Annotated in this window: 14 protein-coding genes; 13 read left to right on the top strand and 1 reads right to left on the bottom strand. The window is 41.0% G+C overall.

The features are described 5' to 3' along the window. The first annotated feature begins 1 nt into the window (after position 1). The 13 genes from fliS to pseC all read left to right on the top strand — a co-directional run bounded on the left by fliS (position 2) and on the right by pseC (position 11,738). Positions 2 to 385 (top strand): flagellar export chaperone FliS, encoded by a 384-nt coding sequence (gene fliS / locus MKY42_RS29455; protein WP_339846708.1) that lies wholly within the window; start codon positions 2 to 4, stop codon positions 383 to 385. Then, positions 382 to 726: a hypothetical protein gene (locus tag MKY42_RS29450; RefSeq protein WP_339846706.1), complete on the top strand. Its 345-nt coding sequence runs from the start codon at positions 382 to 384 to the stop codon at positions 724 to 726. Before fliS ends, MKY42_RS29450 begins: the two co-directional genes overlap by 4 nt. Positions 727 to 966: 240 nt before the next feature. Further along, positions 967 to 2,748 carry a 6-hydroxymethylpterin diphosphokinase MptE-like protein gene (locus tag MKY42_RS29445; protein ID WP_339846705.1) on the top strand — a complete coding sequence of 594 codons (1,782 nt, stop codon included), beginning with the start codon at positions 967 to 969 and terminating at the stop codon, positions 2,746 to 2,748. 16 nt (positions 2,749 to 2,764) lie between these two features. After that, positions 2,765 to 3,757: a UDP-N-acetylglucosamine 4,6-dehydratase family protein gene (locus tag MKY42_RS29440; protein WP_339846703.1), complete on the top strand. Its 993-nt coding sequence runs from the start codon at positions 2,765 to 2,767 to the stop codon at positions 3,755 to 3,757. A 145-nt stretch (positions 3,758 to 3,902) separates the two neighbouring features. Beyond that, positions 3,903 to 4,106 (top strand): hypothetical protein, encoded by a 204-nt coding sequence (locus MKY42_RS29435; protein ID WP_339846700.1) that lies wholly within the window; start codon positions 3,903 to 3,905, stop codon positions 4,104 to 4,106. A gap of 59 nt (positions 4,107 to 4,165) precedes the next feature. After that, positions 4,166 to 4,894 carry a glycosyltransferase family protein gene (locus MKY42_RS29430; protein ID WP_339846699.1) on the top strand — a complete coding sequence of 243 codons (729 nt, stop codon included), beginning with the start codon at positions 4,166 to 4,168 and terminating at the stop codon, positions 4,892 to 4,894. Between the two features lie 31 nt (positions 4,895 to 4,925). After that, complete coding sequence (locus MKY42_RS29425) at positions 4,926 to 5,885, top strand: ATP-grasp domain-containing protein (protein WP_339846696.1); 960 nt, start codon at positions 4,926 to 4,928, stop codon at positions 5,883 to 5,885. Continuing rightward, positions 5,882 to 6,565: an HAD family hydrolase gene (locus MKY42_RS29420; RefSeq protein WP_339846694.1), complete on the top strand. Its 684-nt coding sequence runs from the start codon at positions 5,882 to 5,884 to the stop codon at positions 6,563 to 6,565. Before MKY42_RS29425 ends, MKY42_RS29420 begins: the two co-directional genes overlap by 4 nt. After that, a complete protein-coding gene (pseG, locus tag MKY42_RS29415) occupies positions 6,547 to 7,623 on the top strand; it encodes a UDP-2,4-diacetamido-2,4,6-trideoxy-beta-L-altropyranose hydrolase (protein ID WP_339846692.1) in 1,077 nt (358 codons plus the stop codon). Before MKY42_RS29420 ends, pseG begins: the two co-directional genes overlap by 19 nt. Continuing rightward, entirely contained in the window at positions 7,623 to 8,669 is a 1,047-nt protein-coding gene (pseI, locus tag MKY42_RS29410) for a pseudaminic acid synthase (protein ID WP_339846689.1), read from the top strand. The genes pseG and pseI overlap by 1 nt, the downstream gene beginning before the upstream one ends. A 1-nt stretch (position 8,670) precedes the next feature. Further along, positions 8,671 to 9,627 (top strand): GDP-mannose 4,6-dehydratase, encoded by a 957-nt coding sequence (locus MKY42_RS29405; RefSeq protein ID WP_339846686.1) that lies wholly within the window; start codon positions 8,671 to 8,673, stop codon positions 9,625 to 9,627. 49 nt (positions 9,628 to 9,676) lie between these two features. Further along, positions 9,677 to 10,519, top strand: coding sequence for a TylF/MycF/NovP-related O-methyltransferase (locus MKY42_RS29400; protein WP_339846683.1), 843 nt, complete (start codon positions 9,677 to 9,679; stop codon positions 10,517 to 10,519). Between the two features lie 16 nt (positions 10,520 to 10,535). Continuing rightward, positions 10,536 to 11,738: a UDP-4-amino-4,6-dideoxy-N-acetyl-beta-L-altrosamine transaminase gene (gene pseC, locus MKY42_RS29395; RefSeq protein ID WP_339846681.1), complete on the top strand. Its 1,203-nt coding sequence runs from the start codon at positions 10,536 to 10,538 to the stop codon at positions 11,736 to 11,738. Positions 11,739 to 11,884: 146 nt separating this feature from the next. On the opposite strand, the gene MKY42_RS29390 is transcribed toward pseC, so the two are convergent. Continuing rightward, the gene (locus tag MKY42_RS29390) at positions 11,885 to 13,756 is read right to left on the bottom strand and encodes a glycosyltransferase (RefSeq protein ID WP_339846678.1); all 1,872 of its coding nucleotides are present in this window, start codon (positions 13,754 to 13,756) and stop codon (positions 11,885 to 11,887) included. Positions 13,757 to 13,901: the final 145 nt, after the last annotated feature.

Below are 13,901 nucleotides of genomic sequence, written 5' to 3'. Positions count from 1 at the left end.
TTTGATCTATTCACCCTATCAAAAATATCAACAAGCGCAGGCTCAAACCGCATCTAAGCCTAAATTGCTGATCATGTTGTACGATGGGGCGATTCGTTTCGTCCACGCAGGTATTGAAGGGATCGAGGAGCGGAATTATGAAAAGGCAAATACTAATCTCTGCAAAGCTCAGGCAATTGTACATGAATTGATTTCATCTTTAAACTTCGATTATCCTATTTCTAATGACCTTTTGGCAATATATGAATACATGTTGCGCTGCTTGATTGAATCAAATATTCACAAAAATGCGACAAAAGCAAAAGAAGTAGCTGAGCACCTGAAGGAACTTCGCGAGACTTGGATTGAAGCGAGCAAGATATCAAGTGTGTCTGGAGAAGTATGATGGGGCAGGGAATTGAAATATTACTTGACGAATTACAACGAACAAGCAGAAATGCTGTTTCACAATTATATGATTGGGATGAGGAAGAGTTCACTCTTTTTGTGGCAAAAAGACAAGCTATATTTGAACAGCTTGAATCTTTCCATTCTAAAATTGAAGATTCCCATCGAGAGAAAATAAAAGATATATTATCATCCGATGATCTTATTTTACAACGAATGCATCAATTAAAAGATGAAGCAGGTAACTGGATGCAGAAGCAAGGAAAGATACGTACCCAGCAAAATGCCTACCAACATGCCTATATGACAGATGGTTTGTTTATTGATCAGCGAAAATAAAAAAAAGCAATTTCATTTGAACTTAGAATTTTGACCCATAAGAAGGACACTTTAAGAAAAGTATCCTCTTATGGGTCATTTTGTTTTTCGAAATAAAATCCGAATGCTGATCCGTTTCAGAATATGGTAATTGGTGGGGATAAAGTTTTCCTTAATTTCAGTATTTTTGAGGAAATGTTCATTTCCTTTCAGCGTATACCGATAAATGAAATATAAAGCCCAGAATGGTGGTATGTCGATTTGACCAATTTAATGTTAAATTTAAATGTACTGAAAGAGCGTTTTTCTCATGTAGCACATAAAATCGCTGAAGTCGAAACTTCCATTACGGAAGGGACCTCCACTTATATCGAGAGGGTTGAACCAGATCATGAATGGCTTCAGGCCGTTCGCCAATCCGTTGAAAGTACGGAATGCATTTTCGTATATGGGTTCGCCCAAGGGCTGGCCATCGCTGACTTGTTAGATATATACCCTGACCGGTTGTTGTATGTGTATGAGCCTGACATTATTCAATTTTACAAGACTTTGATGAACTATGACCTTAGGGATTTGCTGAACCACCGTAATCTTCATTATATAGCTATTGGGGAAGAACAATTAAATTCAGTCTTCTATATGGCTGCTGTCCATATGCAGCAGACTCTTGCATTTGTGGCTCTTCGCTATTATTTGGAGCGGGAAATGGACGTTTTAAGAGAGATAAAGAGCAAGTTTGAAAAGTTTCAAGTAACGTATCAATCGAACTTGAAAACCCATCAATTTTTTAAGGAAGATTGGGTTCGTAATGGACTGTACCAAATTGCCGATATGCTGTCATCTATTTCCATAGAAAGCTTAAAGAATGTTTTTCCGAATAGTACGGCTGTGGTTGTAGCTTCAGGTCCTTCTCTAAAAGCAGACATAGATTGGATCAATCGCTTATACCCCCATGCGCTTATACTAAGTGCCGGATCAAGCATTCAGGCCCTTGTTAAACATGGCATACAGCCGCACATCGCTGTTACACTAGATGGTGGGCCGATTAATGGCAAGGTGTTCTTGGATCCGAAATCATTGGAAGCCCCTCTTCTATATGCGTCTACGTCTTATTATGAAATAACGGATCGGAAAATTAATAATAAAATACATGCTGTAATGAGCAATGATGAGATATCTCAATATTTTATGGGGATTGAAAAAGCAGAGACAGCTTTGTCACCCACTCCGACTGTAACGGGAACAGCGATTCAGGCTGCTGTATGGATGGGCGCCAGAAGAGTCATTTTAATGGGGCAGGACCTGTCTTTCCCGGGAGGACAGTTTTATACCGATGGAGTCGAGCATGCAGATGAAGAGAAAATTGCATCCCTTGTTGAAAATGCACCCCATAAAGTATTGAATGTTCAAGGCTCGTATAATCAAGCAAGCGATAGCTTTATTTTTATGAAAGATTCACTTGAAAATCTATTCGAAGCCTTACCTGGGATCGAATTTATCAATTCCACAAGATATGGAGTATCTCTGGAAGGAACCATTTGGAAGCCAATAGAACAGGTGTATGAACTGGTCAGACATAACGAATTTGTTTTGGATCAAGTTACTGGATTATTTAACGGCAGAAGCTGGGCTAATGCGGATTTGATCTATCCCGTAAGAGAAAAAATTATTACAACAATGAATGATTTGGATGTTATGAAAGATGAACTGTCAGTACTTGAAAAAAAGATGAATACCATTCGGGAAATGAGCCGAAATAAACCTGCCAAGTGTCAGCAACTCATCGCAGAAATTGAAAAAGCCTGGGCTGACATTGTTTACAGAGAATGGTTCTCGGCCATTTATGAGATTGTTTTACCGCTTGAAATTGCGCATTTTGACCAGCATCAGCCATTGATAGCCATTGAGCAGAATTTGATTCGAAAAGCAGACCTTATTCATAAACATTTGGGAACCTTGATTAAGCAAATCGAAAGTAAGATTCCAATGCTGAAAAGTGTGTTCGAAGAGTCCATCCGGAGAATTGATGCCATTAACTTGTAGAAGGCGGTTGTGAGTAATGTACAACGAATATTTTGGCAAGAAAATTTTGATTATTGGTGGAAGCGGAACGATCGGTAATTATTTGGTAAGAAGATTGTTGCAAGAGGAGCCACAAGTTATTCGTATTTTTAGTAGAGATGAACACAAGCAATATGAAATGAACATCGAGTTTCAGGAAGATGCGAACCGACTAAGATACCTGATTGGTGACGTTAGGGATCTTCAACGATTGACAAGAGCTATGGAGGGGATTGATTATGTGTTTCATCTTGCAGCGATGAAACATGTTCCATCTTGCGAATATAATCCATTCGAGGCCGTTCAGACCAATGTAATAGGTACACAAAATGTGATACAGGCCGCTTTGGAGAATAATGTCACAAAAGTGCTGTTCACAAGTACGGATAAAGCTATCTCGCCAACTAATACGTACGGGGCAACCAAACTTACAGCTGAAAGATTGATTTCGGCTGCCGAATATCAAAAAGGCTCCAGAAAAACCATTTTTTCTTCAGTGAGATTTGGGAATGTAATGGGATCAAGAGGGTCAGTAATTCCTCTTTTCAAGAAGCAGATTCTGGAGAGCGGAGAGATTACAATTACAGATCCTGATATGCTCCGGTACATGATGACACCAACACAGGCTATAGAATTGATTTTGCAGGCAAATGAGTTGGCTAGTGGTGGGGAAGTGTTTGTTCTGAAGATGCCAGTGATTAGGATTGGAGACCTGGCCGAAGTTGTGGTAGAGATGGTGTCCAAAAAATATGATATGGATAAGAGCATAGGCATAAAGTGTATTGGACTTCGCCCTGGCGAAAAGCGTTATGAGGAGCTCATGACTCTCGATGAACAGCTTATTGCAGTAGAAAAGGAGGACATGTTCATTATCCCTTCTTTGATCAAAGGTAATAAATCAGCAATGGCCATCGAAACTCCTGAGACAACATTAAGACCGGTTAGTAAATCAGTAGTGTTCGACTGGCTGCATTCAGAAAATATGGTATAAAGAAAAGATTATAATAGCTAGGAGGCAAAAGTAGGTGTGAAACGGAACATCTTTATGATCTTTTTTGGGAACAGAACAATGTACGGCTTATTGACTGCAAAAGCTGTGGTTTAAACATCTTGATCCCATTCCTTCCGAGAAAATTTTGTTGGAATTCTATACAAATCAGTATTGTGGATTGAATTATCATACGAATAAGGATGAACAAGCAAAGGCAGGTTCTATCATCTCTAACTTCGAGAATTCTTTTATAGAAACGGATCGTAAAGAACTATTGGAACGGTTGTACAATTCATTAGCCAAGCTTGATCTGGGACGTTCAGCTGTCATCTATGCAATTAAGGAATAGGGATATGGCTCAGTGAGTGGTCTTTAACTTTGACATTATAAAAGAGCAGGGGAAATGAAATGAAGATTACCGCTATCATACAAGCACGCATGGGTTCTACCCGTCTTCCTGGCAAAGTAATGAAGATGCTGGGGGATAGGACCGTACTGGGACATGTTATTACAAGGGTCCTTGCGATCCCCTCAGTCGATCAAGTTATCGTAGCGACGACTACCAATGATGAAGATGAAGTCATTTGTTCAGAAGCTGCTAATTATGGTGTGGATTATTACCGAGGCAGTCAAGAAGATGTGCTCAGCCGTTATTATGAAGCAGCAAGGGAAGGTAATGCTGATGTGGTTGTTCGCATTACTTCGGATTGTCCGCTGCTGGATCCGATCATTTCGAATGAGGTTATACAGCACTTTATTGAAAATGGATATGACTATTCAAGTAGTGGACTAAGTGGTACATTTCCTAGAGGACTAGATACCGAGGTTTTTACTTTTCGGGCGTTGGAGAAATCTTTCCAACAAGCAAAACGCGAGTATGAGCGTGAACATGTTACTCCTTACATTTATGGGAACCGAGATCTGTTTCGGGTTCATGAATATGATAGCATTCAGAATTACAGTCAATACCGCTTAACTTTGGATACTAATGAGGATTGGGAGTTGATCTCACGCATATTTCATGAGCTATACTCGGGGGGGATCTTTCATATAAAAGAAATCATAGAGCTTTTTGAACGTTACCCTGATCTTCCACTAATTAATGCAGAAGTAATCCAAAAAAAACTGGGTGAGTGACGTACCCTCCAATAAAAGAGAGGTTTTTCGCATGAATGTTTTAATGATGAGCATTAGCCAAAAGGTGCCGATGATTAAAGCTATAAAGCGTGCCCTCCAGCGTGCCCATCCAGGAGCAATTTTGTACGGGGCTGATTCGAGTGCCGATTGTATAGGACGATATTGGGTAGACATGTTTTGGCAGTGTCCGTCCCTAAATCAGCTATCTGTGAACGATCTTATTTTGTACTGCCATAAACAAAACATATCGGTCATTTTCCCTAGTCGCGACGGAGAATTAGCATATTTCGCCGAGCATCAACACCTATTAAACGAGTCCGGGATTAAGGTGATGATATCCGAAGCAGAGGCTGTGCAGCTCTGTCTCGACAAGTTGTACTTTTATAAGGTACTTCGTAAGCAAGGCTATCCCGTTATTCCGACATTCACGAGCCTTGAAGAATTGATTTTACCTTCTCCTAACCATTCGGGTTCATTTGTTGTGAAAGAACGTCTTGGCGCTGGTTCGGTTGGTGCAGGGATTGGTGTTCAAGCGAAGGATGCATTGAGGATCGCTGAAAATATGAAATCGCCTGTGTTTCAACCGTTTACTGCAGGAGCAGAGTACAGCATTGATTTGTATTTAAACAGGAGTTCATTTCCGCAAGGGGCAATTGCCAGAAAGAGGAATCGGATCGTTAATGGTGAGTCGCAGATCACAACAACAACTCGTTACCCTGAGCTTGAAAAATTGTGTAAAGAGATTGCGTCAAAATATAATTTGCGGGGCCATGTTATGTTTCAGGTTATAGTCGACGAGAAAAATTCCCCCCACATTATTGAATGTAACTGCCGTTTCGGCGGGGCATCAACGTTGGCAGTGGCGATGGGACTGGACAGTTTCTTTTGGTTCTATAAGGAAAGTACAGGGGCAAGCTTGAGGGAGTTCCCTTTTCAAAGAGGGGAGAAGGAAATGATGCTTATCCGTCATGCGGAGGATTTGATTTTATGAAAGTGGTTGTATTTGATTTAGATGACACATTATATGAAGAATTGACTTTTGTCCGAAGCGGTTTTAAATCGGTTGCTCGGCTGTTGAATGAGCATTTTCAGGTGAATGCCCAGGAAGCCTTCAAAATTATGTGCGATGTTTTGGAAAAAGAGGGTAGAGGTCAAGTCTTCAATAGAGTGCTTTCTTATTATGGATTGGAGACCCGTCGCAATGTTATGAGATGTCTATCCGAATACCGACTTCATCAGCCTCTAATTGAGCTATCTTCTGATGCCGATTTAGTGTTATCTCGCCTTAAGGAACTAGGATATCCAGTGTACATTGTTACTGATGGAAATAAAAATGTTCAGTACAATAAAATAAAAGCGCTTGGACTGGAAGATCGGGTCGAAAAATGCTATATCACTTACAGGTATGGCCATCATCGTTCAAAACCTTCTCCCTATTGTTTTGAACTTATTGCAAAAAGAGAAAAGGTTCGATTTGATGAGATTGTATACGTCGGAGATAACCCCAATAAAGATTTTGTAGGAATCAAACCCTTGGGATTTCGCACCATTAGAATTCGTAAGGGACATTTCAAGAATGTTATGAAATCGGTAGAATATAACGCTGAGGCTGAAATCGAGACACTTCATGAACTGCTTCGGGTGCTAGTGAAATGGAAGACACAAACATGAGCATACGCATCGTTATACGCAGTAACGCTTCTGCGCGCATTGGCACGGGTCACGTCAAAAGATGCCTTGCTCTAGCAACCATGATCAGCGAGAAAGTGATTTCTGATATTCTGTTTATCTGTAACAGAGATATACCCCAAGTTCTGTTGGAAGATATTATGGGTAAGGGATTTTTGGTTAAACTTCTTCCTGAAGCAGACCAGCCTCAGGTTGATGCAGAACACGATGCACGGGAGACCATATTCGCTCTGAACGGTCGATGCGATCTTTTGATCGTAGATCATTATGGTTTGGACATACGGTGGGAGCGAAAGTTGCGTCCGTATACACAACAAATCCTGGTCGTAGATGATTTAGCTAATAGATGCCATGATTGTGATATATTATTAGATCAAAATTTATATTTCAATTTGAAGCATAGGTATGATGACCTTGTTCCACATCAGACGCAGAAATTTTTGGGTCCAGAGTATGCGTTGTTACAAAGTGACTTTTTTGAGTATAGGGAAAGAACGCTTATTCGAAAACAATGTCACAGGGTGATTGTGAACTTCGGTGGTAGTGACCCAACAAACGAACTGGCCAAGATGCTTCCTGTTGTGCTCAGCGGAGTAGGAAAAAGGCTTGAGTTTGTTATAGTGGCAGGACCAGCTAATCCATTAAAAAAACACCTTGGAGAAATGTTCTCCAAAATTCCTCAAGTACAGTTCTACGAGGAGCACAACATGGCAGAACTTCTTGCTTGGGCGGATCTGGCTATTGGTGCTGGTGGAATATCCATGTGGGAGCGCTGCTTCATGGGAGTTCCTGCAATGGTGACCAGTGTCGCCGATAATCAGAAAGAGACGATAGCTGAAGCTGAAAAACGTGGAATCGTGTGGAACATTGGATCCAGTGGAAACATAGATGAGAAACAAATTATATCCATATTGGAGAAGATACTGGATAATCCGAAGCTGCTCGAAGAAAAAAGCAGAGCAGGATTAGCTCTAATGGAGGAAACAAGAAGTAGGGGAAGACATCCTATCTTATCTATATTTGAAGGGGGAAGCAATTAATGCATTTTCAAATCGGCGATCGCTGGGTCGGTCGCAACCATAAACCGTTTGTCATTGCTGAGATGTCGGGAAACCACAATCAGTCCCTGGAGCGTGCTTTGCAAATTGTAGAAGCAGCTGCCAAAGCCGGAGCGGATGCGTTAAAGCTGCAGACCTACACTGCAGATACCATGACCTTGGACATCCATGAAGGCGATTTTTTTATTGAAGATCCCAATAGTCTCTGGAAGGGGAATTCCCTGTATTCTTTATACCAGGAGGCCTATACGCCATGGGAATGGCACAAGCCCATCTTTGACCGGGCAGCTGAACTAGGAATGCTGGCTTTCAGTACTCCTTTTGATGAAACTGCAGTGGACTTCCTGGAAAGCCTGAATGTTCCTGCATATAAAATTGCCTCATTTGAGAATACGGATATTCAGTTGATCCGCAAAGTGGCTGCAACTGGGAAACCTTTAATTATATCTACTGGGATGGCCTCCATTGCTGAACTGGATGAGACAGTTAGGGCAGCCCGTAATGCTGGCTGTGAACATCTGGTGCTGCTGAAATGTACAAGTACGTATCCTGCAACACCCGTAAATACCAATATTTTAACCATTCCCCATTTGGAGGAGCTTTTTGGATGCTCTGTCGGTATATCCGATCACACAATGGGGGTTGGTGTATCTGTGGCAGCAGTAGCTCTGGGAGCGGTAGTGATTGAGAAGCATTTCACGCTTCGGCGCGCAGATGGTGGAGTTGACTCGGCCTTTTCCCTGGAGCCGGAGGAACTTGAAGCGCTTGTGACTGAATCGGAGAGAGCCTGGCAGGCTCTTGGAAAGATCACCTATGGTGCTACGGAGCGTGAAAAACCGTCACTTAAGCATCGGCGTTCTTTGTATATATCCAAAGATTTGAAACAGGGAGATGTGCTGACAAGGGACAATATTAAGGCGATTCGGCCTGGTATGGGCTTGCCTACCAAATATTTAGATGAGCTTTTGGGACGGAAGGTATCCAAAGACGTGGCTAAAGGCACACCACTCACTTGGGAGGTTATTTAATATGGGACAAAATATTTTGCTGACAGGTGGCGCTGGTTTTATTGGAAGATGGGTTGCCAAGCGTTTGTTGGAAGAAGGTCATTTTGTATGGATTTTGGACGATTTGTCCAATGGGCGCCGCTCCAATATCGCAGAGTTTGAGAATCATCCTAACTTTAAAGCTTTTATTGAAGGGACCATTCTGGACGAAAGTCTGTTGAGTGAGCTGTTTGAGAAGCACAAATTCTCGATTTGTTATCATTTGGGGGCTTCCATTAACGTTCAGGATTCCATTGATGATCCTCGGACTACTTTTAATAATGATACAATCGGAACCTTCTATATACTGGAACAGTGCCGTAAGCATGACACCAAAGTTGTATTCATGAGCACTTGTATGGTATATGACCGCTGCACGGACGAAAAGGGGATTAACGAACTGCATCCAACCAAACCCGCTTCTCCATATGCGGGTGCCAAGATTGGCGCTGAAAATATGGTACTCTCGTATTATTATGCTTATGGTCTACCTACCGTAGTGATCCGGCCATTTAATACGTACGGGCCTTTTCAGAAAACGGGCGGAGAAGGCGGCGTAGTTGCCATCTTCATTAAACATGAACTCGACGGTAAAACGCTGAATATTTACGGTTCGGGTACGCAGACACGTGATTTGCTGTATGTCGAGGATTGTGCCCGTTTTGTTGTGGCCGCGGGATTCAACGACGCTGTGAACGGAGAAGTTGTAAATGCAGGTCTGGGCAGAGATATTTCGGTTAATGATCTGGCTTCCCTCATTGCCAAGGACCCTAGCAAAATCAAACACGTAGAGCACATTCACCCTCAAAGCGAGATTGAGAAGCTTCTCTGCAATTCCGCAAAGGCGAAGAGGCTCCTGGGATGGGAACCAGAGGTATCTCTTGAAGAAGGGATTGCCCGTACAAGACAGTGGATTGCGCAAGGTGGTTTATCTTCATAACTTTTAACTGAACAATGCTGCAGTTCTTAATCAAGGAACGGGGGATAACGTGACTACAAAAAAAATTATTTTATTTGGTGCTGGCGATGGAGGATATCGAGCATTTTTATCCTTGAGACAAGAGTATGAAGTGATCGCATTTGTTGACAACAATGTGCAGAAGCACGGGAGTACTCTCCTATCGAGGCCGGTGATTTCTCCTGCACAAATTAATGATTATTCCTACGATTACGCTATTATCGCCAATATTTATGGGAAGCAAGTTCGTAAGCAATTGGTCGAGGAACTTGGTGTTCCAGAAGCGAAAATCATCGACTATTACCATAATGATATGCTCGATTCAAGGGTAGCGACTCTTAGGCAAGTGGCGGATGAAATATACTTCAATAATATAGAAGGGTGCGTCGCAGAATTAGGAGTCTTTCAAGGGGAATTTGCAAAATATATTAATCAGTCTTTTTATGATCGGGATTTTTATTTATTTGACACCTTTGAAGGATTTGATGAAAGAGATATTCTGAACGAACAAGCAAAAGATTTTTCGGATGCTCAAGTGGGTGAATTTAAAGATACCAGCATTGATACTGTGCTGAATAAAATGGTGTCACGGGATCGTTGTTTCATAAAAAAAGGTTACTTCCCTCAAACCGCCGCTAATCTAGAAGAAAAATTTGTTTTTGTAAGTATAGATGTCGATCTTTATAGTCCGATCATAGAGGGGTTGCGTTATTTTTATCCCCGAATGCAGGAAGGTGGATATATATTTGTCCACGATTATAACAGCTCACGATTCTCAGGAGTAAAAAGCGCGATAAGGGACTTTTCTAAAGAATACAATATAAAATATGTTCCTATTAGCGATATGTGTGGCAGTGCTGTAATTGTGAAATAAGACTGGGGGGCAATTCATGAGCCAATCATATCAACCGAGGTCGAGCTTGCTTCCTTATGGTCAGCAATGGCTGGATGAAGCTGATATTGAATCAGTTATTGACGTGCTGAGAAGCGATTTTCTTACACAAGGGCCTGCTATTCAGGCTTTTGAACAAAAAGTGGCCAATTATGTTGGCGCTAAATACGGTGTTGCCTTCACAAATGGAACAGCCGCACTGCATGGGGCTTGTTTTGCAGCTGGGATTGGAGCAGGAGATGAAGTCGTAACCACGCCACTAACTTTCTTGGCAAGCAGTAACTGTGTGCTTTACCAGGGAGGTACTCCTATTTTCTGTGATATTAACATGGAGACGTATAATATCGACCCCTTGCAACTAGAACGCAAAATCACACCCAGTACCAAGGCGATTATAGCCGTCGATTTTTCGGGCCAGCCAGCGGAAATGGATGAAATATCTAGAATTGCGCATAAGCATGGTCTTGTCGTGATTGAAGACGCGGCTCATTCACTTGGGGCGGAATATGAAGGTCGTAAAGTAGGGACATGGGCCGATATGACCATGTTCAGCTTTCATCCGGTTAAACATGTAACCACTGGTGAGGGTGGTGTCATTGTAACAGATGATGAAGGGTTCTATCGAAAGTTGATCCAATTCCGGAGTCATGGCATGACTCGGGATCCGAAAGAAATGACTCGGAATGACGGTCCTTGGTATTATGAGATGCAGGCACTCGGTTACAATTATCGAATGACCGATATCCAGGCTGCGTTGGGTGTATCGCAAATGGACAAGCTAGATCAATTCGTGAGTAGACGCAGGGAAATTGTAGAGATTTACAATAAAAACTTATCGAATATTCCAGGGCTTGTTTTGCCTTATCAGCATCCTAAAGCAAATTCAAGCTGGCACTTATACGTTGTGCGATTTTTGCCAGAATTCTCTGAAGACAATCGAAAAAAAATCTTCGACAAGCTGCGTGCTTTGAATATTGGTGTGAATGTGCATTACATTCCAGTATATTTGCAACCTTATTATGAGGAATTAGGTTATCAAAAAGGGTTGTGTCCGAACGCTGAGAGTTATTACGAGACAACCATTACGCTCCCGTTGTTTCCTAAGATGACAGATGATGATGCCTGGTATGTTATTAGTGCCATTAAAGCTCTCAGTAATAAATCAGAGGTCCAGTCATCTTACGCGACTACAAGTGAGTAAATTGATTTTTGTAAAACATAAAAATTTATGTTAGTGGGCTTACACAAAATACCGGACAGAACCAAACCAAGCCTTTGTTGATTTTCAATTCAACAGAGGCTTGGTCTCATTTTTTTTACTTGGTGGAAGGTTGATTTCTCCAAGAGTTATCTTTTCAATTTTTCATAAACGGATTTTATTTTTTTGGAATCGGCAGTCCATGCTTCTTCATTAGTACTGACGTAGAGCCTATAGAAGTCAAGATCAGACATGAATTGAAAAGATTTTTTCAATATTTCACCTGTATTTACACCAGTTTTGCTGTAGTATACGTTAATCGCTAAGTTGGTAAGGAACAATGTTTTTATACAAATTTTTAGGTACATAAGTCTATGAAAGTCAAAGTTTTCTTTAGAGACTTGCATTTCTTTTATGATTTTCGCGAATCCTTCGTGTTGCTCCAGCCGCCCCTCAATTGTAGCATAGTGAGTAATTTCAACTTTGCTATTCTCGAGTTCCATCTGTGAAAAACTCGTTTTTTCTGCTAAACCCGCTTGAATGAGGACAACAGACGTGCTGATCACGGCTCCGTATTGAGCCAGTAATAGATCCCAATACATGTGTGGGTAATAATAACATACTTTGTTATCCAAGTTGTTTTTTATATAATCAATACCTTGATGCTGCTTAAGTAAAATATTGTTTAGTGTAAGTCCAGACATATAGTTGGAGGTAAGCATGAATGCTTCCAAAGCCTCTGGACCTGCTGCCTTAATGGTATCAGTTAACTGGGAATGATTAGAGACGGATGGTTTCAGTATAGCCAGCGTGTCAGATGATTCGTCAAGTTGCTTCATGATCAGATGTAGTGAATGAAGATCGATTAAATCTTCATCGCTAAGCAACAAGATGAATTTCCCAGTTGCCATTTCGCACACTTTGCAGCAATTGATCGCGAATCCGCGGTTCTCCTCAAATTCATAATATTTTATCCGCGAATCCTCTAACTCCTTGATTTTAGCATAAGAGTTCTTTGTATCATTTTCAGTTCCGTTGTTGGATAGAACGAACTCGATTTCTTCATCATAATACGATTTCATCAATGCCAGAATATTCTCGTAAGCGCGGTTTCCGCGGTTGTAGCTTGGAATGCAAATGCTTAATAAAATGTGTGAACCATCTCGATTCTCTTTTGAAAGCCGGAAATTATGCCACCGATTGATATACTTTTCGGCTAATGCTTTGTTTCGTGTAAGGTCAATAATATTTCTTGGGAGCCTTATGCTGGGGTTGGAAAAATAAAAGTCCAGTTGACTTATATCGTCAGTGACTACCACATCCGAAATGATTGTACGATCCAGAAGATTGCCCTGTAAGCACGAGAGGAATTTGCCTATTTCATTCACTACGAGATAGCTTTTTTTGTTAATGCTTTTGATGGCTTGGATACACGTTAAGGTGTTACTCCAGTTCCAATTGACCATGACTAAATAATCAGCTAAGGCATCAACGGTCGGAAGTTTCTGAAGACTCTCATATTGAAATAATACAATCCGTTCTTCAATCCGTTTGTTCTTTTTATTGTAGAGATAGAATTCATTCTCTGTTCCTATGGGGAGCATCCAGTAAGGAAGTTCCTGAAATGAAGGGATTTTTTGAAGATGAAGTTTATTGTCTGACTGAAGAAATTGAATGTTTTCTGCATAATTTCTTTCAAATTCCGAAATGTTGGGTTCTATAAAAGCAGCCCACAAGAAGGATTCAATCTCCTCTGATGAATAGCCATACTCCTGTGCTTTTATCAGCATAGTATAGAAATATTCGTATTCAGATACTCTAAACAAAAAAATGGCAAAAGAACTATAGATTGTAGCAGCCAGACTCGTATCTATCATAGAAATGTTCTTTTCTACCTCATCAGTAAGCGAGCTATATTCATGGAAGGCATCATCGGCACGCTCCATGTTGATCAGTTCCTGGATGTCGATTAATTTTTGCTCTAATTGCTTGGCAAGCTCAGATGATTCTATGTTTTTCATGTACGTTTGCTCCTAATAGTAAATTTATTATTTAAAGCGATTAATAAAATAAAGATATGCTCTAATTATTTTAACGGTTTTTGTCGTTAAAATAGTTAGTAGTTTGAATTTACAGTCCGTTGTGTATAATCAAAATTTATGTGGA

This window comes from Paenibacillus sp. FSL W7-1088 (assembly GCF_037969855.1).
In the GTDB taxonomy this organism is placed as follows: domain Bacteria; phylum Bacillota; class Bacilli; order Paenibacillales; family Paenibacillaceae; genus Paenibacillus.
This window is presented reverse-complemented; position numbering and strand designations above follow the sequence as displayed.